The sequence below is a fragment of the Peptidiphaga gingivicola genome (genome assembly GCF_001652275.1).
GTDB classification, from domain to species: domain Bacteria; phylum Actinomycetota; class Actinomycetes; order Actinomycetales; family Actinomycetaceae; genus Peptidiphaga; species Peptidiphaga gingivicola.
Genome location: NZ_LVZK01000003.1, coordinates 134,058 through 159,971 on the forward strand (window position 1 = coordinate 134,058; position 25,914 = coordinate 159,971).

Consider the following 25,914-nt stretch of genomic DNA (forward strand, 5'->3'; position numbering starts at 1 on the left):
CTGTTTGGGCCTCGCCTGTTTTGGCCGCAATCGCCAACCTCGCCGTCGCGTGGTTCGTCGTCGCTTTGCGCGCGGCCGTCCCGCCCGGCGGCAGCTGGCTCGAGATCGCCGCGCCCCCGAGACCGTTGCGCTCCCTTTCGCTCACCTGCGCTTCCCGATCCCGAACTTTCGCGCGATCGAGGTGAGCGGGCCCATGAGCACGCTCAGCTCCTCCATCTTCAGAGCCTTCATGAGGCCAAGGTAGAAGGCGACGAGCACAGGCCCGATCACGGCGCAGCGGAGGATCGCGCCAATGAACCCGACGGGCGCGAAAATGGGGCCGAAGAAGACGGCGTGTATGAGCCAGCCCAGCAGGGCCGTGGCCGAGGCGATCCACAGGAGCTTGACGTGGACGCGAAGCAGTCTGTCCTCGTCAAGGCCTCCCATGCGCTGGGAAAGCTTGTAGATCATGGCGAAGACGGAGAGGATGTTGGCCGCCGACATGACGAGGCCGATGCCGACCACCGTCCAGCGCGGATCGATGAAGCTGCACAGATAGTAGCCCACCAGGCCGAACAGGAGGAAAGGCAGGTTGATCCAGAATGCCCCGCGCGTGTCCTCGAAGGCGTAGTAGACGCGATCGAGCACGCTCACCGCGCCCACTCCGACCAGCCCGATGCACATGGCGATGAGGACCTTCGCCAGCTCCACGGCCTGGTCCGGCGGAACGGTGAACGTGAGGATCCTCGTGATGGGGACCGCCAGGGCCACCATGCCCGCCGAGGCCAGAAGCATGAGCGTGGAGACCATCCGCAGCGTCTTCGAGGCGTCCCGGCGCATCCTCGCCATGTCGCCGTCGACGGCGGCCTTCGTGAGCCTTGTGAACATCGCCGTCGCGATCGAGACGACGATGAGCGACGTCGGCATGGAATAGAGCGCGTACGCGCTGTCATAGGCCGCGTTGCCCGCGACGTCGCCGCCGAGCCCCATTCTCTCAGCGCGGCTGCGGGCGCCCGCTGCCACATTCGACAGAAGCATCGTGGGGACCATGCCGGAGACCATCATGAGGAGCATCCACCACGACGCCTTCCCGGCCTCCCCCAAGCCCGAGCCCCGCCAGGCGAAGTCGGGGCGATAGCGGATGCCCAACCTGTACATCGGCCAAACGAGGACCAGGGCCTGCACCGCGATGCCCGCGGTGGAGACCCCGCCGAGCAGCATGACGCGCGTCGAATCCCATTCCTCGACGCCTCCGCGCTCAGCCCCGCCGAAAACGCTGAGAACGCCGAGGAATCCCACAATGGACACGACGTTGTTGAGCACGGGCGCCCACATGTAGGGGCCGAAGTTCTCCCGAGCGTTGAGAATCTGGCCGAGCACCGTGTACATGCCGTAAAAGAAAATCTGCGGCAGACACCAATAGGCGAAGGCGACGGTGAGGTTGAACCACTTGCCCTCCATCGTGGATGCGAAAACCTTCGCAACGAACGGCGCGCCCAAGGTCAGCAGGAAGGTCACCGAGCCGAGGGAGACGATCGAGAGCGTGAGCAGCTTGTTGAGGAAGGCCTCCCCGCCGTCTTCGGACTCTTTCGTCGCCCGAACGATCGAGGGCACCAGAACCGCGTTGACCAGGCCGCCGACGATGATCATGTAAATGAGGTTCGGCAGCTTGTTCGCCACGGCGAATGCGTCGGCGGCCGGCGTCGTGACGCCGACGATCGCCCCGAGGAGGATCGGCGAACGGACGAGCCCAAGGAAACGCGAAACCAAGCTCCCCAGAAACATGACGAAGGACGAGCGTGCGACGCTCTTGGGCGAACCCGCCTGTTTCTTGGCCTCGCCCGGGCCCTTGCGCCCGCCAGAGGGCGCCGGCGCTTCAGGTTCGGCCCCGCGCTCGCGGACGTCCTCGCCGCCCGGCTTTCCGTCTTCCCGAGTGACCGGGATGACGGCCGTGTCCTCCGCCTCTCCCAAAAAAGCGGCCCTGTTGGCTGTGTGGGCGGCATAGGCCGCCGCTGCCCTCGCCGCCCGTTCGGCCGCTCGACGCCGGGCCTCGGCCGGATCGAGCTCCTCAGGCTGACTGACCTGCGGACGTACGGGAACGCCTGCTTTTTCCGGCCCGTCTTTGAAGTGACGTCCGGTAGGCGCTGGAGGTCGATGCGGCATAGTTCGATGGTATCCTGCGAGCGGCCGAAGGGGAGCCAGCGCGGGCCGTCCGTGAGCTTTCTCCCGCTCCTTTAGGCAATCAAATTGTCCGTAACGTAATAGAAGGCATTTTTGACTGGCGATCGGAGTTGCATTGCGTTGGCTTTTCCACCGAAATGAAAACTTGAAATTGCGGGCTGTCCACCGAGTATGGGAAGGTAAGGAAATCCGGGTCGAAAGGAAGGTTTCCTTGTGTCCACGCATAACGTACCCCCACATCGCGCAAGTGAAGAGAGTGCCGGCGGCGTCGCAACGGACGACGAAGCAGTCGACGCATCTATCGGAATGAAGTCCCCTGACGCCGAAGAGTCCCCACGGCCCGAGGACGAAGCCGAACTCGAAGCGTCCTCTTCCCGGAGCCGCGTTTCTCTGGCTCTCCGCTACCAGGTTTTCTGGCCGTCGGTCGGCATTACCCTCGCCTTCGTTGTGCTCGCCGCCCTCTGGCCGAAGAGCGTCAACGACGTCATTGCCCGCATTTCGAAAGTCGTCGTGACGAACGTGGGCTGGTACTACATTTTGGCGGTCGCCCTGTTCGTCGTCGTCGGCTTCGCCCTTGCCTTTTCCAGGAAGGGCGACACCGTCCTCGGGCCGGACGACGCCGAGCCCGAGTACTCTCGAACATCCTGGTTCTCGATGCTTTTCGCCGCCGGCATGGGCATCGGCCTCGTGTTCTGGGGCGCGGCCGAGCCGCTCTCCCATCTCGGCAAGCCAGCTCCGAGCTCAAACGCCGCGAATGCGACGGACCGGGCGTCGGAAGCCATGACCAAGTCCTTCCTCCACTGGGGTTTGCACGCATGGGGGATTTACGTGATCGTCGGCCTGGCCATCGCCTACGCCGTCCACCGCCGGGGCCTGCCGGTCTCCGTCCGTTCGACGCTGCGTCCGATCTTCGGCGACCGCGTCAACGGAAAGCTCGGCGACGTCATCGACGTCATAGCGATCATCGGAACGCTCGTGGGAATCGCCACGTCGCTGGGCTTCGGAGTCAAGCAGGTCGCGGCCGGCTTCGATTTCCTCGCCGGATGGCACATCGACAACGGAATGCTCATTCTTTTGGTGGTCGTCATCTCGGGCATGGCGGCCCTGTCGGTCGCCAGCGGGCTGGACGCGGGCATCAAGTTCATTTCGAACCTCAATCTTGTTCTGGCCGCTTTGCTCGTCGTCCTCGTCGCGATCCTCGGCCCCACGGTCTTCCTCTTCAACGGATTCGTCACGGACTCGGGCAGCTACTTCCAGAATTTCATCTCGATGTCCTTCGAAACCCACCCCTATGCCGGCGCCAAGGGCGCCGAATGGCTCTCCCAGTGGACCGTTTACTACTGGGGTTGGTGGATCAGCTGGTCCCCCTTCGTCGGGGTTTTCATCGCCCGCATTTCCAAAGGGCGGACGGTCCGCGAATTCGTCCTCGGCGTCATGCTCGTCCCCACGCTCGTCACGTTCGTGTGGTTTGCGATTCTCGGCGGAAACGGCCTTTATCAGCAGATGTTCGGCGCTAAGAACCTCATCGGCCCCGACGGGACGGTCAACGTCGACATCGCCCTTTTCCGAGTCTTCGAAGGAATGCCCATCGGCGGAGTGCTCTCGATTCTGGCGATGATCGTGGTGATCATCTTCTTTGTCAGCTCCTCCGATTCCGGATCCTACGTCATGTCGATGCTATCGACCGGCGGCAACCCCAACCCGCCTCTGGCCACGCGCCTGACCTTCGCGGCGCTGTCCGGCGCCATCGCCGCCGTCATGCTGGGATTCGGCGATTCCCAGGAGGGGATGAAGGCGCTGCAAACGCTGTCAATCCTCACCGCCTTGCCGTTCTCCGTGGTCATGGTGCTCATGTGTTGGGCCCTTTGGAAACAGCTCGCGGCGGAGCACGCGATACGCCGCAGACTTCGGGGCGAAGAGTTCGCTCGGGCGATCGTCACCGACGTTTCGGGGACCCTCCGGGCGGAGATCTTCGACGAGCTGACGACCCACAGCCGGAAGGCGAAGCCTCGGCCCATCGAGACGACGGTCGACCTGCACAAGTTCTTCACCCGACTCTCGCGGCAGGCGCGCAAACGCGAATACGAGTCCAAGGTCAGCGAGGTGCTGGCCGCGCAGACGGGGACCGAGGAGATTCCCATCGCCGTCGAGGAGGACCTGCCGACGTCGTACGACGCCATCAACGCCACCGACCCCGACGCCCCCACCTACGAGGATCCGTCGGCGGGAGCCGACGAGGCTCCGGAGCAAAGTTCCGGCGGCGGCCGGGCCGAGGAACAGGCGAACGGCGACGGCGGATCCGAGGAACGAGGCGAAAGCGGAAGCGCCCAAGACGCGAGCGGCGAAGGCGAAAACGACGCGTCAAACGAAGACGGGTCGGCGTGAAGACGACGGCGGATCCGAGGCCTCGGCTGACTGAGCCGACGGCCCGCTGATCGGCGACGCGTCAAAGCGACCGGGTCGGCGATCCGCAGACTCGTGCAGGCGGGCGCCCCGGCCGCAAGGCCGCGTGAATGCAGTCTCCCGTCGGAAGGTTCGGGGCGGGCTGGGATCTCTCAGCCCGCCCCGCGGCTCTCAGTCCGCCGCGGCCTCGAGCACGATCGAGTAGGCGTTGCCGTCTGGATCGATGAGATTGAAGACGTCGACGACTTCGTCGATCGTCTCGATCTCGGTTACCGAGAATCCGAGGTCTGCGAGGCGTTGCTGCTCCGCCCGGGCGTCGTCGACTCCCAGAACAAGCGTGATGCCCTCGGCGCCGGCCGTCTCGGGCGATTCGAAAAGCTGGAGCCAAAAGCGGCCGAGGTTGAACTCGACGATCCCTTCCATGGGCATCGAATGCGGAGCGCCGAGCTCGAAGGCTGCCTGATACCAGGCGACTGCTTCCTCAATATTGGACACGGGCACACAAGCAACTATGTTGTTCATCTTCATGCTGCCATCCTAGAGGCCGTGCATTCCTCTCGCGATGGTCTGCTCTCCCCAAGCAGGGTCTTGAAAGGGCCGTCGCGTGCAAAGACGAAAATGCTTTAAGATCTCGGCATGTACGTGATCCTCATCGACTATACGTCCGAATTGGAAGACATCGACTCAGCCCTCGACGCACATGGAATCTGGCTCAATGAAAACTATGCCGCAGGCCGTTTCCTTGCGTCAGGGCGTCGCGAGCCGCGCACGGGCGGAGTGATTCTCGCGGCAAACCGTCCTCGTGAAGAAATCGAGGCGGCGGTGGCGAAAGACCCATTTGCCCTTCGCGGCTTGGCCAAGCATGCGATCGTCGAATTCCACCCTTCGCGCGTGGCCGACGATTCTCTGGCGAAGCTTTTCGGCGACTGACGCCGCTTCGCTTCAGGGCCGAAAACTCCAGGCGACTTTGCGGCTTCGCCTCTCTGGTGTGCCCCCGGCAGGACTTGAACCCGCGACCGATGGATTATGAGTCCACTGCTCTAACCAACTGAGCTACAGGGGCGCGCCGGAAACCGGCCCTCATATCTTAGCCGGATTTCTTCGACCACGTCACCGCGATTCGCAGCAGCGTAGATCACTCGATTTGAGCGTCGCACGCCCGGCGCTGTTCCTCCAGCTCGATGAGCCGCGAGAACAGCGCGGAATACTGGGGGTCGTCGGGCGGCGTGCGCTGCAGTCGTGAGCGCAGATCGCCGATCTGGCGGGTGATTCCCTGCCTGATAAGGGACACGGCTATCCCCCACACGTACCGCTCGACTCGGTCTGGCCGGCTCTCGGGAAGCGTTTCGACGGCGAGCTGGGCAACGGCTCGCCCGACGACGTCGTCGGCGTTCTCGATGACCCTCTCGACGTACCACCCGGCGGCGGCCTCCTCCGCCTTTTCCAAAGGGACGCCTTTCGCCGAGAGCTCGGCGACGCGCTTGTCGTAGGAGGCGGCTCCCCCGGTGGCCCGGATCGCCTCGTGCACGCGGCGATGAACGGGCACGGTGAAGGTCTGGGAGGGCAATTCGTCCATCTGCGCCGGGCCCGCGAGGCCCGGCAGTTGAAGGTATATCCCAAGAGCCTCCCTCTCGACCCTCTCTACGGGGTCCCGCACCGTCGCCCTTGGCGCGAGAACGGGGGCGGGGCGCTCTTGCCCGTCCTGAGCGCCGCCGTTCGGCCGTCTCTGTCCGCCCTCCATCCGCCGGCCGGAAGCGGGCCTCCGGCCGGAGGAAAGCACGGCGCGGCGAACGGTGCCCTCGTCCATGCCGAGCCAACCCGCCAGCTGCCTCGTGTACTCGCCGCGAAGCACCCTGTCGCGGATCGAAGCGACCATTGGCGCGGCGGCGCGGAGCCCGGCGGTCCTCCCTTCGGCGCTGTTCAACGGCAGGCCCGTCAGCACCGAGCGAATAGCAAACTCGAACAGGGGGCGGCGGGCCGCCACCATCTCGCGCACCGCCTCGTCGCCGTAGTTCATGCGCACCTCGCACGGATCCATTCCCTCGGGTGCGACGCAGACGAAGGTCTGCGCGGCGAAGGCCTGATCTTCCTGGAAGGCTCTGAGCGCGGCCTTTTGGCCGGCGGCGTCGCCGTCGAAGGTGAAGATGATCTCGCCGCCGTAGGCCGCCCCGGAACCCAGGATCACCCCCGCAGCCGGATCGGCCCCGTCGCCGATGAGCCTGCGGACGACCTTGACGTGTTCGGAGCCGAAGGCGGTGCCGCACGTGGCGACGGCCGTCTCGACGCCCGCGAGCTGGGCCGCCATGACGTCCGTGTACCCCTCGACGACGACGATTCTCCGCTGCTGCGAGATGGCGCGCTTGGCCATGTCGAGCCCGTAGAGCACTTGGGATTTCTTGTAGATTGCGGTCTCCGGCGTATTGAGATACTTCGGGCCGTTGTCTTCGTCGGAGAGCTTGCGCGCGCCGAAGCCGATCGGGTCGCCGGTGATCGACATGATCGGCCACATGAGGCGCCCGCGAAAGCGGTCATACTGGCCGCGGTTTCCCTGGCTCGCCAGTCCCGAGGCGGCTATTTCACGCTCGGTGAATCCGCGGCGCCGCAGCTCTTTGAGCAGGCCGTCCCACGAGTTCGGCGAGTATCCGACCTTGAAGCGCTCGATCGCTGCGGCGTCGAAGCCGCGCTGGTCGAGCATCCGCCGCCCCGCCTCGCCCTGGGGGGAGGCCAGCTGGGCCATGTAGAAGTCCACCGCAACCCGGTGGGCGTCGATGAGGCGCTGGCGCGTGGCCCCGGAGTCGCCGCGTTCGCGCCGCCCGTCGTTCTCGTAGCGAAGCTCCACGCCGGCCTTTCGGGCGAGGATTTCCACAGCTTCGACGAACGGCACGTGCTCGATTCGTTCGACGAAGGAAATGACGTCGCCGCCTTCGCCGCATCCGAAACAATGCCACCTGCCGATGTGCGGCCGGATGTGGAAGGAGGGCGTTTTCTCATCGTGGAAGGGGCACAGGCCCTTTTGAGAGTCGACGCCGTCGGGGCGCAGCTGGACGTACTGGGAGACGACGTCCTCAATCCGCGTGCGCGAACGAACTTCGTCGATGTCCTCTCGCCTGATCAACCCCGCCATGCCACCATTCTATCCGGGCGCTCCAATCGATCTGAGCATTCAGACAACGCATCCAAACAGACAGTCTCGGGCGACGCCGCGGAGACTTGCAGGCGACGCCAGGGCCTGTTGGTCGACCTCGCGGAGGCCTTGGCCGGAAGTCAGTCGAAAGGTGGAGGCCGGTGCCCGAAGGCCGAGAAAAGTCGTTTCCGCGTGTCAACGAAACGGAACTGAGTGCTGATGAAACGGACTTGACGTGCGGTCCGCGTATAGCGAGGCAAGACCTCAACTGCGGGCTAGCAGACCGGAAGCCAGTTGGAACGAATCTGGTCAGACGCTGCTTGCAGAACGCTCAGGCTCGCATTGTGGATTGCCATAATTCACGCAATGAGTGATATTAGATGCGAAGAAGCATAATCATTTGATAATCAACTCTTTAAGATTATCTAATACATTTTTCTAAATCTAGAAAGCGTAAAAATCGTCTCTTGCGACGACACACCCTTTCTATTTCAACTAAACGTCTTTGCTTTTGCTTTAAGCGTGTTTAACATTGCGGCAATGGCCATGTTTGGCTGGTTGCGTCGAAGGGAATTTCCGGATGACCAAGGCCGGGTTTCCCGCACAGTAACGCGAATGACGAATCATTGTGACACAAATGGTCAGAAGTTTACTATGGAAAAAGGGGGTGCGTCAGGAGGCCGGGGCTGCTACCGTTAGTCCTTGACGGCACTGTAACCCTTGGCGTCGTGGCAAACAGGGCGTGCATACCCTGTCGTTCCGCCGGTCAGCCGCAGGGATTTGCAGTCCGTCCGCCGTGTGTGCCTATATGCCTGAATACGGTGTTTTTGAACAGAGACGACGTCCTTGAAAGGAAGGGAGGCACCCATGTCCCAGCTCCGTCTCGACCGGGATAAATTCAACCAGACCATCAACCGTCTGGAACAAGAGGGCCAGCGATTCGACAAAGCCCAAAGCGACTTCGCCCTCGGGGCCCAAGCGGCCACAGGAGCACTGTCCCCAACCCCTGCCCCAAGCGCAGACGGCTGCGGCATCGGCGAGTTCGACCAGTTCCACACTCCGCTGCACGCAACGCTGTTCGCCTCCGAGAACGAACTCAAGACCGTCTCACGCGGGCAAAAGCACTTTATCAGCCAACTAAGGGAAGCCGTCTCCTCAATCGAAGGGGTCAACGAGGCCGAGCGGGCCAAGTACTTGGAGCGCTTGGCGGCGGTGGACGGAAAGTTCACCTACCGGCGCCCTGAGGAAATGAAGGAATACGTCGAGGCCTACGCCCGGGCCCGCAACCTCATCGACAAGCTCTCCCAGTGGGGAGGCAAATAATGGCCACCCCGCACGCCGACCGGCTGTACAAGATGGAGTCTTGGCGCACCAGCGCCATGGAAGACTCCCACCGGCACCTGACCGCCGTCAGCCAGGCCCTGGTCGAGATCGCCGCCGGCGACCGGGAAGTCGCCGGCGACCTGGGGCTCGAGGGTGCGACCGCGCGGGCGGCCTGCGCCTGCCTGGACCGGCATACCAAACACATACTCCAAGCGTCCGACAGAATCAAACAAATCGTCAAAGCCTCCACCGAAGCTCTCAACGCCGGAATCGACGCTCGAAACGAAAGCATCGAAATCCAAACCAAACTCAAACGCGTCAACAAGTCTTTCGCGAATATGGGCTATTCTCAGCAGGCTAGTGGCGGTTCGTCTGCGCCGGGCATTCCCGGCACTGGGGTGACGACGGCCGAGGTTGAGGCTCAGCGTCAGGCCGCGCACGCTGAGATCGATGCGTTGGCGAAGAAATCGCTGAACAAGCTCAACGGCCGCATCCTCGCTGCCATCGACACCCTTCCGCCCGACGGCCACACCGGCCAGACAACCGCCCACGCAGGCTCCGGGGACCAACACTCAGGAAGCGAAAGGACCGGCGACGGGCCCGCAGCAACGCCAAACACAGGGTCGGCGCGCTCGGCGACCGCCTGGGGCGCAACCGTCGACACATCCCTCGGCAGCCCCGGACACCACGCCCTTGCCGGGGGCCACGGCCTCGTCGCAGGCGGCAGCGGTTCTGCAGGCGGACACGAGACCCCCGCGGGCAGCGGCGTGTCGCTGCAGGGCACGCACTACAGTCCGCCTTCACAGCCGACGGCGCCCCGCCCCTCGGCAGGTCCGTCTGCCGACATGGCCGGGCATTCGCCCGCGGTGTTCAACCCGCTCGCCTCAGCCACTGCCATCGGCGGAGGAGCCGCTGTCGCCGGTTACAGAGCCTACCAAGCCGCCCGAACAGCCCGGCCCGTGCAGACGCCCGCCTCTCGTCCGTCTGCCGTGCGCGCAGCGGGAGCCGCCCCAACCCCCTCGGCCCGTTCGGCCGGCATCGCGCGCGGAACCACCACCGCCACGCGCACACCGACGACGTCGGCCTTCGGCGGACGCGGGACTGTGCGGGGAGGGGCCACCGGAATCGCCCGCCCCACCCCCGCAAACAACGCAACCCGCTCGTCGGGAATCCTGCGCGGAACCACCACCTCGGCCCGCACGCCAACCACCTCCTCGAAAGTCTCGGGCCGCGCATCCGGAATCCTGCGAGGCACAACCACCGCCGTGCGCAAACCCACAACCACAGCAGCCTCAGCCGGACAACCCGGCGCACGCACACGAGGAACGGGTTCCAGTTCGAGGGCGCGCATCCTCACCGGCGGACGCACCCCAACCACTGACGGCACATCCCAAACCACAGGAGCCTCCCGCGGAACCGACTCGCGCGGGGGCACGGCCGCCCGCAGCGCCTCAACCGGTGCCAGGTCCTCCCAGTCCGGCGTCCGTCAGGGCGGGGTCCGCAGCGGATCGACCTCACGGACCCTGTCCAACCTGACCGGCAGACCCGACAAAGACAAGAAGTCGCGCCGCCGAAACGACGACACACCCCAATCGGTCGCCCCCTACGAAGACGACAAAACCGTCACCTTCCTGCCCGCAGGACACCGCAGAATAACCAACCCTCAACCCCGATAAAACAAGATCGCCAGGCACAATAAACGCAAGGGCGGGTGCGGAAAGCCAACCGGCTCCCCACACCCGCCCGTTCCGTACTGTCAGCTCGTGACCCTTGACGTTGAGAGCAAACTCTTGCCGGGACGCAGCGTTAGAGCCGCCCGGCCCAGAAGCCCTAGTCGTCAGTGCGCCTCCTGCGCCCGGCCGCAAACGCAACGACCGCGACAACGGCCGCGGCCCCCGCGCCGACGCCGAACCACCCCCACACAGGAAACCCGCCAGAGCCCGAAGACAACACCCCAGGCTTTCTGTCCAAAGGACCGGCAGACTTATCCGCAGAATTGCCTTGCCCTTTTTGCGCCGTAATGGAAATGCCGCGGCTAGTGAAGTCGAAGGTATCGATGATGACCTTGTTGCCGCTGACCTTGCCCTTGCTGGCCTTGATGACCTTCCCCGGCATCGTCACCACAATCCGGGTCTTGAAGTCACTGTAATCATCGTCGTCGTGCTTATCTGGAACGGTAAACGTGTAGCTGTTCTTGTTCTCTTCGAAGCGGATAGATCCGATAAATGTATCGGTTGCTGTTACCTTGCATTTAGTATGTCCGCCTGGAGGTGTGAGATTCTCGATTTTTGGTTCTTTACTTAGTTTTATGCGCCCTAGAAACATGACGCGAAAGGCTTGGCATGTTTGATGGATTTTAGTCATTGTGCCGTCAGAGTCTTCGAAGGTCAGATCGATTTTCGCTCGACCGTCGGCATGGAACTCCACCGTCCCGTCGACCTTGCATCCTGCGAGAAGGAAGGCGATGATGCCCACCAAACAGACAACAAGACGGGAGAAGCGTCTCGTTCGGACAATCATATTGAATCTCCTCCACTCCCAGAAAGGAACAGACGTTCGGAATCGACAGGCAAACCTATGCAAGCCAACCGTGCAAACACCAGCCTAACGCCTAGGGCTACCTTCGCGGAGGTCCTGTCCAAAAACAAAGTTATGCCCTCACAAACAAAACAACGGCAGCCCGGCGTCAGTTCCGCAGGAAGCCGCACAGGCGCGAGTGCCACTGGCGGGCAGACTGGTCTGTCAGGCTCGCAACCTGGTCGACGACGGCGCGAAGCCTGCCCGACGCGTCCCCGCCCGCCATGTTCCACTGTTCGAGAAACTGCGGCTCCAGCCGCTCGGGGCTTCCGTTGAGCGCGTCCACCAGGTCGTAGACGACCGTGCGCTGCTCGTAGTAGAGGGGCTCGCTCTCGCGCGGCAGCATGACGTAGTAGACGGCCAGCCCCTTGAGCAGCATGATCTCTTCGCGGGTCGCCTCGGGAATGACGAGGGCGCCGGAGTGCCGGCGGAGGGATCCGGTCCCGTGGGCCGAGGCGGTGGATTCGCACACTCCCGATATGAAGCGCCCGATAAGATCGCTCGTCAGGTCCTTGACCTGGGCCAATTGCGCATAGGTCCCGACGAATTCGGCCGGCCAGTTCTCCTGGCCCAGCAGGCGCTCGAACGCGGCGCCCAGCGCGTCGCCGTCGGCAAAGCCGTACCAGCGGCACGTGGCCTCGACAATCCGATTTTGCTCGGCCGGGTCTCGCAGCCGATCCGTGCGGACGAGCCCTCGCACGATCCCGTCTTCGACGTCGTGGGTCGAGTAGGCAATGTCGTCGGCGAGGTCCATCATCTGGGCTTCGACGCATCTGCCTTCGCCGGCGCCGTCGCGCACCCAGGCGAAGACATCGGCGTCGTCGGAGTAAAAATTGAACTTCGGCGTGGGCGATCCGTCCTCGCGAAGGGGGCCCTCGCCTGCGCCCCACGGGTATTTGACGACGGCGTCGAGCGTGCCCCGAGTGAGATTGAGCCCGACGTGCCGCCCGCTGGGCGCGATCATCTTCGGCTCCAGTCGCGTGAGAATCCTGAAGGTCTGGGCGTTTCCCTCGAATCCGCCGATCGATGCGGCGACCTCTGCGAGGGCCCGCTCGCCGTTGTGCCCGTAAGGCGGATGGCCGAGGTCATGGGAGAGGCAGGCGGTTTCGACGATGTCCGGGTCGGAACCGAGGTTGATGGCGAGGGAGCGCCCGATCTGGGCGACCTCGAGGGAATGGGTCAGACGCGTGCGGATGAAATCGTCCGATTCGGGCCCGAGCACCTGAGTTTTTGCGCCGAGCCGCCTGAGCGCGGAGGAATGGAGCACCCTTCCGCGGTCGCGTTCGAATTCGGTGCGGCTCGACCTTTTGGCCGATTCGTCGATCCAGCGTTCGCGCGCGTTCATTCAACCTCCCGAGACGTTGATTTCCGCCCGTGCGATTCTTGCCCGGTCCGCCGGGCTCAGCTCGCGCGAATCGAGCCACCCGTCGGGAATGTGCGGGCGCTTCGGCCCGCCGGCCCGCCCGCGCGGGCCTTCGGCCGCCTCCGGGTAAGGCTGGTCGAGGTCAAGCTGCGCCAGGCGGTCATGGAGTTCCTCGCGGGTCGAGACAAGCGCAAGCTCCCTGCGACTCTCGCCTCCCACCGCGAATCCGCGCAGGTACCAGCCGATGTGCTTGCGCAGCTCCCTCATGGCCCGGTGCTCGTCCCCGTTGAAGTGCTCGTAGGAAAGCTGGCCGTGCCTTTCGATCATGGCGACGACGTCGCTCAGCCCCGGCCGGGCTGTCTCTCCGCATCCGTGCAGGCGCGCCGCGAGCTCGCGAAACAGCCACGGCCTGCCCTGGCATCCTCGCCCGACGGCCACGCCGGCGCAGCCTGTTTCGGCCATGAGGCGCACCGCGTCCTCGACCTCGAAAACGTCTCCGTTTCCCAGCACCGGCAGGCTCGTGGCCTCCGCCAGCTCGGCGATGCGCGCCCAATCGGCGCTGCCCGAATAATGCTGTGCCGTCGTGCGCGCATGCAGCGTGAGGCCCGCGATTCCCGCGTCCTCGGCGATTCTCGCGGCGTCGAGGAAAGTGGTGTGGCCGTCGTCGATTCCCACGCGGATCTTGGCCGTCACGGGCACTTCGACGTCGCGGTCCGCGCTTGCGCGCCGGGCGGCCTCGACGGCGGCCGAAACGATCTCACGGAAGAGGTCAAGCTTCCACGGAAGCGCCGATCCCCCGCCTTTGCGGGTCACCTTCGGTGCGGGGCAGCCAAAATTGAGGTCGATGTGGTCGGCCCTGTTCTCGCCGACCAGCATCGCCACGGCGGCCGCGGAGGTTTTCGGCTCGACGCCGTAGAGCTGGATCGAGCGTACCGGATCCCCGGGATCGGGTTTGATCATGTTCATCGCCTCGGGGTTGCGTTCGACGAGAGCCCGCGAGGTGACCATCTCGCACACCCACAGGCCGCCGGGCGCGTCGGTTCTCGGGAGCCCCCGCGGCGCGCGGTCGGCCCCCGCCAGGGCGAGGCCCTCTTCGGCCTGTTCTCTGCAAAGTTGCCGGAAGGGCGGGTTGGTCACGCCTGCCATGGGCGCGAGCATGACGGGAGTTCGAAGGCGCAATGGCCCGAAAGCCAGGCCGGGCGGGCGCGTTGCAGCGGCTTTCGTCGCGGTCGGCGCAGGGGCTTTCGGCGCAGGCTGCACGGCCCTCATCGCGGACATGGGCCGTCTCCGCGCGTAGCCCTGTCTATCTCGGCGCCGTCGTATTCGAATTCTTCGCGACGGTCGCGCGCATAGGGGCTGCCAGCTTTCCGGCCGCCGGCCGGCTCGCCGTCCCAGGCTTCCTCGTCCTCGTCCCAGATTCCGTCGGCATCGTTCCAGGCCTCCTGCGCGTCGGCGGTTTCCTCCGCGTCGCCGTCGCCCGAATCGCCTTCGGGATCGTCGTCGGCTGACCGTGCGGCGGTCGGAGCGACGGGGGCGAGGACGGCGGCGACGGCCGTCGTCAGCGGAATGGCGAGCACCAAGCCGATGGACGCCGCCAAGGTCCGCACGATCTCTTCGGCGATCTCGCCGAGCTGGACGAGGTCGGCGGCGGGCCGCTGCATGAGCGCCGCGGCGACGAGCAGCGTGAGAGCCGTGCCGACATAGGCGAAGGCGAGCGTGTAGACGGTCGAGGCGATGTGATCGCGTCCGACGGCCATCCCTTGGCTCACGAGCCTTCGGCGCGTCAGGCGCGGGTTCGCCGTGTGGAGCTCCCACACGGTGGAGACCTGCGTGATCGTCACGTCGTTGAGCGCGCCGAGTCCGGCGAGGATGACCCCGCCGAGCAGAATCGCCTGGAGCTGGACGTCAGGCAGCTCGCCGGCCAGGATGCGCGCGTCGTCGGAAAGGGCGCCCGTGAGATTGGCCGCCCCGACGGCCCACCACGCCACGCCAGTCGTGATGACCAGTCCCGCGAAGGTGCCGATGACGGCCGTCGTCGTTCGAATCGAAATCCCGTGGGCCAGGTAGATCGAGGCGAACATCATCGCCGCGGCGCCGACCAGTATGACGAGAACCGGATGCCCGCTGACGGTCAACGCGGGCACCATGAACGCCCCGACGACGGCGAGGGACACGCCGAGGCCCGCGAGGGCCATGGCGCCTTTCCACCGCGCCACCGCCAAAACCACTGCGACATACACGGCCAACAGCCACAGCATCTGATGGGTGCGGACGAAATCGGTGAAAACGTAGGCCGTGCCGCTTTCGAGGGCGGCGGGATTGAAGATCGCCCGAATCTCGTCGCCGACGTCAAGCCCGTTTGCGATGATCTCCGGCGGAACGTGAACGGGCACGTCCACGCCGTCGACCTTCATCTTCACGGGCGTCTGGCCAGAGGAATCGACCTTGCCGACCGACGTGACCTTGCCCGTCACGGCTTGTGCGCCGTTGGAGTACAGGGGCCGCGAGCCGACGGGGGTCTCCCCCTTCGGCCACAGGGCCACGAGCAGAACGGCTGTGGCTATCGCCAACGGCAGGACGACGGCGGCCAGAATCGCCGAGACGCGCCTTCGAGCCCCCGGGGCGATGTCCAGGGGACCCGAATGCGAATGACTATGGCTCGTCAACACCCAACCAGCTTAGCGGCGAGGCGACCCTCGACGTCGGCGATCGGAAGGCGGACTTGCTCCATCGTGTCGCGGTCGCGAATGGTCACGGCGCGGTCTTCGAGAGAGTCGAAATCAACGGTGATGCAGAAAGGCGTGCCGATCTCGTCCTGGCGGCGATAGCGGCGGCCGACGGCGCCGGCGTCGTCGAAATCGACGTTCCAATTCTTGCGGAGCTCAGCCGCCAGCTCGCGTGCCAACGGCGAGAGCCGCTCGTCGCGCGAGAGCGGGAGCACGGCCGCCTTCACTGGCGAGAGGCGCGGGTCGAGCCGGAGCACGACGCGCTTGTCGACCCCGCCCTTGGCGTTGGGGGCCTCGTCCTCCGCGTAGGCCTCGACGAGGAAGGCCATGAGGGAGCGAGTCAGACCCGCCGCGGGCTCAATGACGTAGGGAATCCAGCGTTCGCCGCTGGCTTGGTCGAAATAGGACAGGTCTTTGCCGGAATGCTTTGTGTGCGTCGACAGATCGAAGTCCGTGCGATTGGCGATCCCTTCGAGCTCGCCCCAATCGGATCCGCGGAAGCCGAAACGGTACTCAATGTCGACCGTCCGCTTGGAGTAATGGGAGAGTTTCTCCTGCGGATGCTCGTACAGCCGAAGATTCTCCGGGTCGATTCCCAGGCCGACGTACCAGTTGCGCCGCTCGTCGATCCAATACTGGTGCCATTCTTCGTCGGTTCCGGGCTTGACGAAGAATTCCATTTCCATTTGCTCGAACTCGCGCGTGCGGAAAATAAAATTTCCAGGTGTGATCTCGTTGCGGAAGGACTTTCCAATCTGCCCGATTCCAAACGGGGGGCGCTTGCGGGCCGACGTCATGACGTTCTGGAAATCGACGAAAATGCCCTGCGCCGTCTCGGGTCGAAGGTAGTGGAGGCCCGATTCGTCCTCGACCGGCCCCAGGTAGGTCTTGAGCATCATGTTGAAGTCGCGGGGCTCCGTCCATTGGCCGCGCGTCCCGCAATTCCCGCAGGCGATCTCGGCGAGCTCGACCGAATCGGGGTCTTCGATCCCTTTCTTAGCCGCGAATTCCTCCTGGATCTGGTCGACGCGAAAGCGCTTGTGGCACGAAAGGCACTCGGTGAGCGGATCGTTGAAGACGCCGACGTGGCCCGAAGCGACCCACACCTCGCGAGGAAGGATGACCGACGAGTCGAGGCCGACGACGTCGTCGCGCGACGTGACCATGTGCCGCCACCACTGCCGTTTGATGTTCTCCTTCAGCTCGACGCCCAGCGGGCCGTAGTCCCACGCGGATCTCGTGCCGCCGTATATCTCGCCGCAAGGGAAGACGAAGCCGCGCCGCTTCGCCAGGGCGATGACGCTGTCGAGCTTCGAGGGGGCCTGCTTGGCCATAGAGCTGCGCTCCTTTCGTTGCCGCGCCTGGATGACGCGGAGTCCTCTCGATTCTACCGGCGATCGCCCTGGCGGCGTCGGCCGAGGGTGGGGTTTTCCACACAGCCCAAAAGCCCCGTTGATGCGGAGGATCTGTCGATCGGAAAACGCCCAAGGGCAAACCGCCGTTCCATCGGTCGGAATACTGCTCGCGCAATTAGAAAGTCACTTCAGACTACGCGAGCCTCCGGCAAGCAAAACGCGAGCCGTCGGCAAACAAGAGGCATCTTTTGACAGCATTCCGAGACAAGGATGATAATGGTTCTCATGTTTAATAGACATCGTACACGCATCGTCGCGGCCATGTCCGCGCTGACCCTCGCCCTCGGGCTTGCCTCCTGCTCGGATTCTTCCGACGATTCGAAGGGCGGATCCTCCGGGAAACTGAAAGTGGCCGCCTCTTTCTACCCGATCCAGTGGCTCACGCAACAGATCGGCGGCGACCACGTCGACGTCTCTTCCGTCACCCCCGCGGGCACCGAGCCGCACGAGTTCGAAATCGGCACGAAGCAGATCGCCGAGCTGAACAAAACAAAGGCGCTCTTTTACGTCAAGGGATTCCAGCCGTCTCTTGACGACGCCGTCGGCTCCCTGAGCGACGTATCGGCGGTCGACCTGACGAAGAACGTCAATCTGGTCCACCATGAAGGCCTCCTAGAGCACGACCATGGCGACAAGGACCATGGCGACAAGAAAGACGGCGAAGCCAAGAAGGACGACGGAGAAAAGGGCCACGAAGACGGGAAAGAACACGACCACGCCGAGGGCCGCGGCGACGACGCCGCCGACCCTCATTTCTGGCTCGACCCCGCTCGGATGAAGCGCGCCGCCGACGCGATCGCGGCCGAGCTTTCGAAGAAGGACCCCGGCCACGCCGACGCTTATAAGAAGAACAACGAGGCTCTTCAGAAGAAGCTCGACGGGCTCGACAAGTCCTTCCAGACCGGCCTGGCCACGTGCGAACGCCGCTCGATCGTCACGACGCACACCGCTTTCGGCTACCTGGCGGACCGTTACAAGCTCTCCCAAGTGGGCCTGTCCGGCATCGACCCGGAGTCCGAACCGAGCCCGGCCACGCTGGCCAAGGTTAAGAAGTACGTCCAAGAGAACGGGACCACGACGATCTTCACCGAGGAGCTCGTCAGCGGCAAGCCCGCCGAGACTCTGGCGAAAGAGACGAAAACCGTCACCGCGGTTCTCAGCCCGCTGGAGTCCAAGCCCGAGAAAGGCGACTACGAGGCGGCCATGACGGGCAACCTGACGGCGCTCAAGAAGGCCCTCGCCTGCAAGTGACCAAGTGAGGCCGGCGGCGCACGGTCGGCACGCAGGCGGGCATGTGACCGGGGCGCCGACGGACATGCAGCCGACGGACATGCGGATGGACATATGATTGCCGTGCCCGCAGGGCATAGGATCGCCGTGCGACGGACGCATGATCGGCGCGCAGACAGGAGAACGCAGACAGGAGAACGATGAACGCCATTCTTCCCGTGGCCGTGGAGGGCCTCGCCGTCCATTTGGGCGGCTCGCGCATCCTTGACGACGTGGCTCTGAGCGTCTCCTCAGGCGAATCCGTCGCCTTCCTCGGCGCCAACGGCTCGGGCAAGTCGACGCTGGTGCGCGCCATTCTCGGCATCGTTCCGGCCTCCGCCGGAAGCGTCGAGCTTTTCGGGGAGAGCGTCGCCGCCAGAAGGTCCGTCCCCTGGTCTCGGATCGGGTACGTCCCTCAACGGGTGACCGCCTCATCGGGCGTGCCGGCGACGGCGCTCGAGGTCGTCCGCTCGGGCCTGCTCGGGCGGGGCCGCCTGTGGGCCGACGTCGGCCCGAGGGCCAAGCGCAAGGCGTTGGCGGCCCTCTCCGCCGTCGGCCTGGAGGACAGAGCCCGCGACCACGTCCAGGTTTTCTCCGGGGGCCAGGCGCAAAGGGTGCTCATCGCCAGAGCGCTCGTGCGCGAGCCCGATCTGCTCTTTCTGGACGAGCCCCTCGCGGGAATCGACCGCGATTCGAGGCGGGCACTCGCCTCGATCCTTTCCGAGCTTCGCGAGCGCGGCACGACGTTGGTCACCGTGCTTCACGAGATGGGCGAATTGGAACCGATCGTCGAGCGGGCCGTCGTGTTGGAGGGCGGGCGCGTCGTTCACGACGGCGCGCCTCCCCCGCCGCCTCCAGGCCACGACCATCCTGAGCACGACCACGTCCACCCGCACGACTCCGCCGATTGGCAGGCACACCACGCACCGACTCTGAGAATGGATCCATCGTGACATTTGAAACGATCCGAGAGATGCTCGAGGCGCCGTTCATGCAGCGGGCCTTCGTCGTCGCCATACTGGTGGGGGTCTCCGCGCCTGTGGTCGGCACCTACCTCGTTCAGCGCGGAATGGCCCTCATGGGCGACGGGATCGGGCACGTCGCTTTGACGGGGGTGGCCGCCGGCTGGCTGGCGGCGAGCGTCTTCGGCCTCGACCCGAAAGACTCCTTGGCGATACCGGGGGCGATCGCAGCGTCGGTCATCGGCGCCGTTCTCATCGAGGTTGTGCGCGCCCAGGGTCGCACGGGCGGCGACGTCGCCCTCGCGATGCTCTTTTACGGGGGAATCGCCCTGGGCGTCATCATCATCTCGCTGGCCGGCGGGAATACCGAGAAGCTGACGAGCTACCTTTTCGGCTCGATCGCGACCGTCTCCCCAAACGAGGTCTTCTATACCGCTGTTCTCTCGGCCTTCGTCCTGCTTTTCGGGCTGGGCCTGCGCGGCCCCCTTTTCTCCCTTTCGCACGACGAAGACTTTGCCAAGGCCTGCGGACTGCGCGTGAGAACGCTCAATATCCTCGTTGCCGTGGTCGCGGCTTTGACGGTTTCGGTGGCCATGCGGGTGGTCGGCGTGCTCCTGGTCTCGGCGATCATGATCGTTCCCGTCGCCATCGCGCAGCTGCTTTCCTCGTCGTTCAACAAAACGATGGGGATAGCCATGGCGTTGGGCGTGCTCGCCTGCGTCGTCGGGCTCGCAACCACCTATTTCGTCAGGCTCGCGCCCGGAGCGACGATCGTGACCCTGCTTATCGGAACATATACAATTGTCGCGACAAGCCGCGCAGTTATCGCGTTCTGCATCCGCCGCAGGCCGAAGAAAGCAGTCACATGGGACGAACACGAAACACAGCCCAGCGCCAGGCGATAGCAAAACGCCTAGAGGAGCTTTCCTCTTTCGTTTCCGCGCAGCAGTTGCACGACGACCTCGCGAAGTCGGGCTCCAAGATCGGCTTGGCGACCGTCTACCGCACCCTCCAGGTCCTCTTGGACGAGGGGGAAGTCGACGTTCTGCGCACCGACTCAGAGCTTCTCTACCGCTCCTGCGATTCCACCGAACATCACCACCACCTGGTTTGCAGAATATGCGGGAGAACGGTCGAAGTGGCCGGCCCTCAAATCGAGGCGTGGGCAAGGCAGGTCGCCGCCGAGGCGGACTTCATCGACGTCGAGCACACCCTCGAGCTCATGGGAACGTGCTCGACGTGCGCGGGCGGAAGGAAGGGCGTTTAAGGCGTCGCATAGATTCTTCTGCAACGGCAATGTTTAGTCCGGCCTCCTCACGATAGTGTCGCAAAGACGTTTGGGTTACAATCTGGATATGTTCAAGAGCATCGGCGAATTCACGTCGACGGGGCCGTTCCCTCTCGTCTTCCTCACGCTGACACTGCTCGTTGCGTCGCGATCGAACCTCGTCTACGGAATCGGGCGCTACGGCAGACGGGTGACGATCTCCGGCAGAGAGCCGTCGGGCGGCTTTCGGCGCCGAGCGTGGCAGTGGGCCAACACCGCCCGAACGCAGCGGGCGATGGACAAGATCAAAAAACGCGGGTGGATCGTCATTTCCTTGGCCTACCTGACGATCGGGATTCAGACGGTCGTCAACGTCGCGGCGGGGGTCGTCGGGCTTTCGTGGCCCAAGTACAATCTGGCTGCGTTTCCCGGATGGCTGGCATGGGCTCTCATCTATTCGACAGTCGGCTTTGCCGTGTGGAACGCCGCCGTGGCCGCAGCGGCGGGCTCCCCCGCGGGAATCGCCGTTGTCTGCGCTTTCGCGCTGGCCGCGGCCGTAGGCTGTACCCTTTCCCGCAGAAGGAAAAAACGTCGCGGCTGCGAACCCGAGGACCCTCCCGTGGCGCCAACCGCCCAGGTTTAAAGGCCAGTCGCCCCGGTCCGAAAAAACCCTCCGACGGGGTCTGGGGGCGTTGTCCGGGAACCCGCGCTTTAGACCCACGAGCCTGCCGACCGGGCTTGGGATTCTGCCGACCGGGTTCGAGACCCTGCCGTCCGGGTTTGGGAATGCCCCGGCCGACGCGGGAACCTGACCTTTGGGCCTGGAGGCTTTTGGCCTGCCAAGCCGCCCGCGCGGCGCCGAGGAGAACCTGCTCTTCGAGTGCCTGACACCGTCACACAGGAGGAACGATGGAAGACGTCGAAGTCAATCTGCCGATCAGACTCGGGCAGTTCGTCAAGTACGCCTCTCTGGCAGGAAGCGGCGCCGAGGCCGCCGAGCTGGTGAGAGCTGGAGAGATCGTCGTCAACGGCGTCGTCGAAACCCGGCGGGGCCACAGGCTGAGCGACGGCGACGTCGTGGCGATGGACCTCCCGAACGGAAGGCGGATCGAGGTCCGCGTCGTCGCGGCCGAAGGCTGAGCGGAACGAGGCGATTGACTAGCCTCCGTGCAAACAGGCCAGGTGTCGTCTCCGTCGAAGCAGGAGTCGCAGTTGCGAACTGGCCTCCGCGCAAACAGGCCAGGCCCCCCAATCTAAAGTGAATCAACTCACAACTAAAGAAAGGGCTTGCCTCGTTTCTTTCTGCACCATAGGCTAGTGGCCGTCAGGCGAACGGATTCCGCGAACAGGAGTCGCAAGCTCGTATCGGCGCAACCCATAACGTCGATTCACACAACTGAAAACTCGCGAATTTTGCTTGCTGAAGCCAATCGGCCCGGCACTGCAAACTTCGCACGCCCCCTTCACTCAGTGCCGCCGCACCACTCGATCACAACGATCGACCAAGCGCCCGCGGTCCCCATAACTGAATCGTCCCGCTTCGTTTGACGATGCGCCGGTCAAACAAAGCCCTATCTAAAATTTACATCCAAAAGAAACTCATTCACACCCACATATTCACGCCATGGCCTTAAGGAGAAAACAATGGCCTCTGACGACAAGAACGATGGCAAGTCGGACTACAGGGAATGGTTCGACGACCCCTATGTGTTCAACATTCCCGACGCGACTTACGGCGACCTCCCAAAGTTGGTTCGCAGCCTCAAAAGGGCAGCAATCGACGCCTATGTGCGCGACAAAAAAGACTCACTGACTGCGAATTACTCTCGCACTGAAGACGAGTACACAATATCCGTGGGCACGGCAAACGGCGGCTCTGTCACAACTCGCATTACCCGCCCCGACGAAAACGGCGAAGGCGGCGGAAAGGTGACTACTACTACATTCACTGCCTTTGGATACAGTAAAGACACTTCCGAAGATATGACGGAAGAGTTCGAAGGCGTTCGCCATAAGATCAATAGTATTATTAAGCCATGGGTTGACTTGCCGGACCCCAAACGGATTGGCGAAGAAGTCGGAGAGTGTCAACGAGTAATTTCTCTGCTCGCAGACAAAGCGACTATCCAGTCGGGGAAAGTGGTTCCTAGCGGCACCATACAGACAAAGGTTAACTCAATACACGAAGAACTTGTGCAAATGGGCGGCTACACAATGGAAGCATTTAAATCCAACATTATTGAGAATGTAGGAGGGATAGTAAGCAATTTATATGCGGCTACCACTTTGTGGAGTGCAACGTTGAATGCAGAACAAGGAACGTTTACAAAAGCGCGCGAATCTGTCGTGCAGACGGTAAAAAACAGTATAAAATGTTTAATGATATCGCCAATGACGATCATGGCAAGTTGGAATTCATCTTGGAGGTTGCCAAATTTGCAGTAGAGGCATTCAAGACTTTTTCTGGAGTCGAAGCTCTAGGCAAAGTCGCAGATACAGCAAGTTCTGGCCTTAGAATCATGGAGAAAATAAAGGATGATAAAAGTCCATCTGCAAAAGCAGCTAGCTACGAAGATGGAATTGCTGCACTATTAGGTGCCTTCAGAGACATCAATCGAAGTATAACAAAGGTAGAAAACGCAATAAAAGCTAACATAATCGACAATATGGATGCGATGAGCAAGGCTCGCGAGTCATATGACCTCAAAGTTAAAGCTACAAAGTCATCGGATATCAAAAATTCCGATAAGACCCATATCGAACAGAGTCGCATTGACAATATACTGGGTGACTGTAGGCATACAATTATCGAGCAGCTCGACTTAGCGTGGACTGCTATTGAAAATATTGATATGGCGGATTGCGTTATTCGTAGCGAGCATGTGGGTATCGGCGTACGTGGGCCGTCTCCGAAGTTTCATGACTTCAAATGGCTTCTTCATGATCTCATAAAGAGGCTGTCCAACGATACACAAAACGCATTCAAAAATTTCGAACTAGCGATCGAATGCATAAAAGAACAAGATCAACTATCAAAAAGGAATATTGACTCAATGAGAGGTTCGATCGAGGGCGAAAGTGGTCCCGATCCGTGGCAAGATCGTGACTAACAGGCAAAATATTTAACCGCACACTTGGAGAGACCCATGACAAAGAAAACATTCGTCACGCTTCGCATCCTCATCCTCGCTTTCACCCTGTTCGTCCTCGGGTGGCTTTTCCTCAGCAGACCTTACATACGCGCATCTCTAAGCGGAATATCGTGCGAACCTGTGGGATGGAACTTTCTAGAACGACCATACTCCTCCATTGGTTATTTCGAAGCCGATTCCGATGAAATCGAAAGGTTTGCTAATGAAAACGGCTTCAACGAGGACCACTACGACAGGGTGAGCCAGAATCTTCACGAAGGCTGCAATCTTGCACGCGAGGACCGCAGGCTCTACATGATCCTGCTGACCGTCGCCGCCGCCACGGCCTTCATCACCCTGCCCAAACCGAAGCAAAAACAGGCAGCATCAAAAGAAAAGGAACCGGCGTCCAAAGAGCACGGCGAGGACGAGGAGAACTGATCACGAGCCCGTTGGCCGGATGGGCTCCCGCCAGGGTCCACTCGGTCAACGATAAACGCTTCCGCCTCCAAGCCAGCTTTGCGTCCATTGTGCGTCGTCTGCGCGCAATGGACGCAAAGCTGGAGTAGACCCCGTCGCCTTAGCAGCTACTGCCCAGCAGCACGCGGAGGCCGGAGAGAACGTCGCGGCGGGGGTCGTCGGGCTTTCGTGGCCGAGGTACAATCTGGCTGCGTTTCCCGGATGGCTGGCATGGGCTCTCATCTATTCGACAGTCGGCTTTGCCGTGTGGAACGCCGCCGTGGCCGCAGCGGCGGGCTTCCCCGCGGGAATCGCCGTTGTCTGCGCTTTCGCGCTGGCCGCGGCCGTAGGCTGTACCCTTTCCCGCAGAAGGAAAAAACGTCGCGGCTGCGAACCCGAGGACCCTCCCGTGGCGCCAACCGCCCAGGTTTAAAGGCCAGTCGCCCCGGTCCACGAGCCTGCCACTAAGTTCGAGACCCCGCCGTCTGGATTCACCCTGCCGTCCGGGGCTCAGGAACGCCCCGACCGGCGCGGAGGAAGCAACTCACCCCCGCGCAAACAGTCTAAAGTGCGTGCAGACTGAGGCCGAGCGGAAGACAGCAAGAGGAAGCTCTTTTGGCGTCGCCAAAGTGCGTCCGGCACAGCAAGCCAATCGACGACGGCGTCTGACTGGCCAGAGGCCTCTCGGCCTCGGCAAGGGGGCAAGGCTCGACCTTGGCGCCTGCGGAATTGGCTGCGATGCCGCGACATTTGGCCGAAAGACATCGCCTGTCTAAAGGCGAATGCGCACCAAGGCACGGACCCGGGAACAGACAGTCGCCAAACGGCCACCGACCCTCAATCTAAAGTGAATCAACTCACAACTAAAGAAAGGGCTTGCCTCGCTTCTTTCTTCACCATAGGCTAGTGACCGTCAGGCGAACGGATCCCGCGAACGGGAGTCGCAAGCCCGTATCGGCGCAACCCATAACGTCGATTCACACAACTGAAAACTCGCGAATTTTGCTTGCTGAAGCCAATCGGCCCGGCACTGCAAACTTCGCACGCCGTCCCTTCACTCAGTGCCGCCGCACCACTCGATCACAACGATCGACCAAGCGTCCGCGGCCCCCATAACTGAATCGTCCCGCTTCGTTTGACGATCACGCCGTTAAAACACTGATCTACCTGAATTCACTCCACAACTAAACCGATCCGCAAACGCAATCGACAGCCCAGATACCGGCCGTCGCAAACTAGGTACCCCATGGCAAAGAAAACATTCGTCACGCTTCGCGTCCTCATCGTCGCTTTCACCATGCTTATTTTCGGGTGGTTGTTCCTCAGCAGGCCTTATATACATGCTTCTCTCAGCGGAGTGTCGTGTGAGCCTGTGGGATGGAACTTTCTAGAACGACCTTACTCGTCGTTGAGTTATGTTGAGGGGGATGGAGACGAAATCGAGACTTTTATGAATGAGAATCACTTTGACGAGAAGTATTTCGATAGGGTTAGTCGGAATCTCCACGAGGGTTGCAACCTCGCGCGCGAGGACCGAAGGTTCTACATGACTGTATTGACCGTCGTTGCGGCCACGGCCTTCATCACCCTGCCCAAACCAAAGAGAAAGGAAAGGTCAAGGACCATACCTGCTGAAAGCGATCAACCGACGGGCTAGCCTCTGTCACTTTACCCTCAAGAAAACGTCGGTAACGCGATCAAGAATCCAAGTTGCGGACTGCAAGCGCAGCGTAGA

The 25,914-nt window shown here is 62.7% G+C and carries 22 protein-coding genes and 1 tRNA gene; 14 read left to right on the plus strand and 9 right to left on the minus strand.

Features of this window, described 5'->3' with window-relative positions:
- Positions 1 to 141: 141 nt before the first annotated feature.
- Entirely contained in the window at positions 142 to 2,142 is a 2,001-nt protein-coding gene (gene murJ / locus A4H34_RS09145) for a murein biosynthesis integral membrane protein MurJ (protein ID WP_231871018.1), read from the minus strand.
- Positions 2,143 to 2,466: 324 nt separating this feature from the next.
- Here murJ and A4H34_RS09150 point away from each other — a divergent pair, with 324 nt between their 5' ends.
- Positions 2,467 to 4,545, plus strand: coding sequence for a BCCT family transporter (locus A4H34_RS09150; RefSeq protein WP_064231885.1), 2,079 nt, complete (start codon positions 2,467 to 2,469; stop codon positions 4,543 to 4,545).
- A gap of 189 nt (positions 4,546 to 4,734) precedes the next feature.
- On the opposite strand, the gene A4H34_RS09155 is transcribed toward A4H34_RS09150, so the two are convergent.
- The gene (locus A4H34_RS09155; protein ID WP_009199749.1) at positions 4,735 to 5,091 is read right to left on the minus strand and encodes a VOC family protein; all 357 of its coding nucleotides are present in this window, start codon (positions 5,089 to 5,091) and stop codon (positions 4,735 to 4,737) included.
- Between the two features lie 108 nt (positions 5,092 to 5,199).
- Here A4H34_RS09155 and A4H34_RS09160 point away from each other — a divergent pair, with 108 nt between their 5' ends.
- Positions 5,200 to 5,493: a YciI family protein gene (locus A4H34_RS09160; protein WP_064231886.1), complete on the plus strand. Its 294-nt coding sequence runs from the start codon at positions 5,200 to 5,202 to the stop codon at positions 5,491 to 5,493.
- A gap of 59 nt (positions 5,494 to 5,552) precedes the next feature.
- On the opposite strand, the gene A4H34_RS09165 is transcribed toward A4H34_RS09160, so the two are convergent.
- A tRNA-Ile gene (locus tag A4H34_RS09165) sits at positions 5,553 to 5,626 on the minus strand.
- A gap of 72 nt (positions 5,627 to 5,698) precedes the next feature.
- The gene (dnaG, locus tag A4H34_RS09170; RefSeq protein WP_064231887.1) at positions 5,699 to 7,687 is read right to left on the minus strand and encodes a DNA primase; all 1,989 of its coding nucleotides are present in this window, start codon (positions 7,685 to 7,687) and stop codon (positions 5,699 to 5,701) included.
- An 867-nt stretch (positions 7,688 to 8,554) separates the two neighbouring features.
- Between dnaG and A4H34_RS09175 the strand changes: the two genes are divergently transcribed.
- Together A4H34_RS09175 and A4H34_RS09180 are read left to right on the plus strand one after the other, a co-directional pair.
- The gene (locus A4H34_RS09175; RefSeq protein WP_064231888.1) at positions 8,555 to 9,010 is read left to right on the plus strand and encodes a hypothetical protein; all 456 of its coding nucleotides are present in this window, start codon (positions 8,555 to 8,557) and stop codon (positions 9,008 to 9,010) included.
- Positions 9,010 to 10,686, plus strand: a complete 1,677-nt coding sequence (locus tag A4H34_RS09180) for a hypothetical protein (protein WP_064231889.1) — start codon at positions 9,010 to 9,012, stop codon at positions 10,684 to 10,686. Before A4H34_RS09175 ends, A4H34_RS09180 begins: the two co-directional genes overlap by 1 nt.
- 154 nt (positions 10,687 to 10,840) lie before the next feature.
- On the opposite strand, the gene A4H34_RS09185 is transcribed toward A4H34_RS09180, so the two are convergent.
- The 5 genes from A4H34_RS09185 to A4H34_RS09205 form a co-directional block, all read right to left on the minus strand.
- Positions 10,841 to 11,530: a hypothetical protein gene (locus tag A4H34_RS09185; protein ID WP_064231890.1), complete on the minus strand. Its 690-nt coding sequence runs from the start codon at positions 11,528 to 11,530 to the stop codon at positions 10,841 to 10,843.
- A 166-nt stretch (positions 11,531 to 11,696) separates the two neighbouring features.
- Positions 11,697 to 12,932, minus strand: a complete 1,236-nt coding sequence (locus A4H34_RS09190; protein ID WP_064231891.1) for a deoxyguanosinetriphosphate triphosphohydrolase — start codon at positions 12,930 to 12,932, stop codon at positions 11,697 to 11,699.
- A complete protein-coding gene (gene dusB / locus A4H34_RS09195) occupies positions 12,933 to 14,228 on the minus strand; it encodes a tRNA dihydrouridine synthase DusB (RefSeq protein WP_064231892.1) in 1,296 nt (431 codons plus the stop codon).
- The gene (locus A4H34_RS09200; protein WP_064231893.1) at positions 14,216 to 15,619 is read right to left on the minus strand and encodes a YibE/F family protein; all 1,404 of its coding nucleotides are present in this window, start codon (positions 15,617 to 15,619) and stop codon (positions 14,216 to 14,218) included. The genes dusB and A4H34_RS09200 overlap by 13 nt, the downstream gene beginning before the upstream one ends.
- Positions 15,613 to 17,010, minus strand: coding sequence for a glycine--tRNA ligase (locus tag A4H34_RS09205; protein ID WP_064231894.1), 1,398 nt, complete (start codon positions 17,008 to 17,010; stop codon positions 15,613 to 15,615). The genes A4H34_RS09200 and A4H34_RS09205 overlap by 7 nt, the downstream gene beginning before the upstream one ends.
- 306 nt (positions 17,011 to 17,316) lie before the next feature.
- On the opposite strand from A4H34_RS09205, the gene A4H34_RS09210 reads away from it, so the two are divergent.
- The 10 genes from A4H34_RS09210 (at position 17,317) to A4H34_RS09255 (ending at position 25,836) form a co-directional block, all read left to right on the plus strand.
- Positions 17,317 to 18,342 carry a metal ABC transporter substrate-binding protein gene (locus A4H34_RS09210; RefSeq protein WP_231871020.1) on the plus strand — a complete coding sequence of 342 codons (1,026 nt, stop codon included), beginning with the start codon at positions 17,317 to 17,319 and terminating at the stop codon, positions 18,340 to 18,342.
- Between the two features lie 179 nt (positions 18,343 to 18,521).
- Positions 18,522 to 19,313, plus strand: coding sequence for a metal ABC transporter ATP-binding protein (locus tag A4H34_RS09215; RefSeq protein ID WP_009199764.1), 792 nt, complete (start codon positions 18,522 to 18,524; stop codon positions 19,311 to 19,313).
- 20 nt (positions 19,314 to 19,333) lie between these two features.
- Positions 19,334 to 20,227, plus strand: coding sequence for a metal ABC transporter permease (locus A4H34_RS09220; protein ID WP_197480479.1), 894 nt, complete (start codon positions 19,334 to 19,336; stop codon positions 20,225 to 20,227).
- Positions 20,188 to 20,589 (plus strand): Fur family transcriptional regulator, encoded by a 402-nt coding sequence (locus A4H34_RS09225; RefSeq protein WP_064231897.1) that lies wholly within the window; start codon positions 20,188 to 20,190, stop codon positions 20,587 to 20,589. Before A4H34_RS09220 ends, A4H34_RS09225 begins: the two co-directional genes overlap by 40 nt.
- A gap of 88 nt (positions 20,590 to 20,677) precedes the next feature.
- Positions 20,678 to 21,232 carry a VTT domain-containing protein gene (locus A4H34_RS09230; protein WP_064231898.1) on the plus strand — a complete coding sequence of 185 codons (555 nt, stop codon included), beginning with the start codon at positions 20,678 to 20,680 and terminating at the stop codon, positions 21,230 to 21,232.
- A 266-nt stretch (positions 21,233 to 21,498) separates the two neighbouring features.
- The gene (locus A4H34_RS09235; protein WP_009199768.1) at positions 21,499 to 21,729 is read left to right on the plus strand and encodes an RNA-binding S4 domain-containing protein; all 231 of its coding nucleotides are present in this window, start codon (positions 21,499 to 21,501) and stop codon (positions 21,727 to 21,729) included.
- Positions 21,730 to 22,233: 504 nt separating this feature from the next.
- Positions 22,234 to 23,034: a hypothetical protein gene (locus A4H34_RS09240; protein WP_064231899.1), complete on the plus strand. Its 801-nt coding sequence runs from the start codon at positions 22,234 to 22,236 to the stop codon at positions 23,032 to 23,034.
- Positions 23,010 to 23,699 carry a hypothetical protein gene (locus tag A4H34_RS11090; RefSeq protein ID WP_197480471.1) on the plus strand — a complete coding sequence of 230 codons (690 nt, stop codon included), beginning with the start codon at positions 23,010 to 23,012 and terminating at the stop codon, positions 23,697 to 23,699. Before A4H34_RS09240 ends, A4H34_RS11090 begins: the two co-directional genes overlap by 25 nt.
- A 36-nt stretch (positions 23,700 to 23,735) precedes the next feature.
- On the plus strand, positions 23,736 to 24,161 hold the full coding sequence (locus A4H34_RS09250) for a hypothetical protein (RefSeq protein ID WP_064231901.1): 426 nt from the start codon (positions 23,736 to 23,738) through the stop codon (positions 24,159 to 24,161).
- Positions 24,162 to 25,425: 1,264 nt separating this feature from the next.
- Positions 25,426 to 25,836, plus strand: coding sequence for a hypothetical protein (locus tag A4H34_RS09255; RefSeq protein WP_064231902.1), 411 nt, complete (start codon positions 25,426 to 25,428; stop codon positions 25,834 to 25,836).
- The last annotated feature ends 78 nt before the right edge of the window (positions 25,837 to 25,914 follow it).

What these genes read in the sequence shown, in the direction of transcription:
- murJ (WP_231871018.1), bottom strand. Translation starts at nt 2,142, where the DNA reads ATGCCGCATCGACCTCCAGCGCCTACCGGACGTCACTTCAAAGACGGG.
- A4H34_RS09150 (WP_064231885.1), top strand. Translation starts at nt 2,467, where the DNA reads ATGAAGTCCCCTGACGCCGAAGAGTCCCCACGGCCCGAGGACGAAGCC.
- A4H34_RS09155 (WP_009199749.1), bottom strand. Translation starts at nt 5,091, where the DNA reads ATGAAGATGAACAACATAGTTGCTTGTGTGCCCGTGTCCAATATTGAG.
- A4H34_RS09160 (WP_064231886.1), top strand. Translation starts at nt 5,200, where the DNA reads ATGTACGTGATCCTCATCGACTATACGTCCGAATTGGAAGACATCGAC.
- dnaG (WP_064231887.1), bottom strand. Translation starts at nt 7,687, where the DNA reads ATGGCGGGGTTGATCAGGCGAGAGGACATCGACGAAGTTCGTTCGCGC.
- A4H34_RS09175 (WP_064231888.1), top strand. Translation starts at nt 8,555, where the DNA reads ATGTCCCAGCTCCGTCTCGACCGGGATAAATTCAACCAGACCATCAAC.
- A4H34_RS09180 (WP_064231889.1), top strand. Translation starts at nt 9,010, where the DNA reads ATGGCCACCCCGCACGCCGACCGGCTGTACAAGATGGAGTCTTGGCGC.
- A4H34_RS09185 (WP_064231890.1), bottom strand. Translation starts at nt 11,530, where the DNA reads ATGATTGTCCGAACGAGACGCTTCTCCCGTCTTGTTGTCTGTTTGGTG.
- A4H34_RS09190 (WP_064231891.1), bottom strand. Translation starts at nt 12,932, where the DNA reads ATGAACGCGCGCGAACGCTGGATCGACGAATCGGCCAAAAGGTCGAGC.
- dusB (WP_064231892.1), bottom strand. Translation starts at nt 14,228, where the DNA reads ATGTCCGCGATGAGGGCCGTGCAGCCTGCGCCGAAAGCCCCTGCGCCG.
- A4H34_RS09205 (WP_064231894.1), bottom strand. Translation starts at nt 17,010, where the DNA reads ATGGCCAAGCAGGCCCCCTCGAAGCTCGACAGCGTCATCGCCCTGGCG.
- A4H34_RS09210 (WP_231871020.1), top strand. Translation starts at nt 17,317, where the DNA reads ATGTTTAATAGACATCGTACACGCATCGTCGCGGCCATGTCCGCGCTG.
- A4H34_RS09215 (WP_009199764.1), top strand. Translation starts at nt 18,522, where the DNA reads ATGAACGCCATTCTTCCCGTGGCCGTGGAGGGCCTCGCCGTCCATTTG.
- A4H34_RS09220 (WP_197480479.1), top strand. Translation starts at nt 19,334, where the DNA reads ATGCTCGAGGCGCCGTTCATGCAGCGGGCCTTCGTCGTCGCCATACTG.
- A4H34_RS09225 (WP_064231897.1), top strand. Translation starts at nt 20,188, where the DNA reads ATGGGACGAACACGAAACACAGCCCAGCGCCAGGCGATAGCAAAACGC.
- A4H34_RS09230 (WP_064231898.1), top strand. Translation starts at nt 20,678, where the DNA reads ATGTTCAAGAGCATCGGCGAATTCACGTCGACGGGGCCGTTCCCTCTC.
- A4H34_RS09235 (WP_009199768.1), top strand. Translation starts at nt 21,499, where the DNA reads ATGGAAGACGTCGAAGTCAATCTGCCGATCAGACTCGGGCAGTTCGTC.
- A4H34_RS09240 (WP_064231899.1), top strand. Translation starts at nt 22,234, where the DNA reads ATGGCCTCTGACGACAAGAACGATGGCAAGTCGGACTACAGGGAATGG.
- A4H34_RS09250 (WP_064231901.1), top strand. Translation starts at nt 23,736, where the DNA reads ATGACAAAGAAAACATTCGTCACGCTTCGCATCCTCATCCTCGCTTTC.
- A4H34_RS09255 (WP_064231902.1), top strand. Translation starts at nt 25,426, where the DNA reads ATGGCAAAGAAAACATTCGTCACGCTTCGCGTCCTCATCGTCGCTTTC.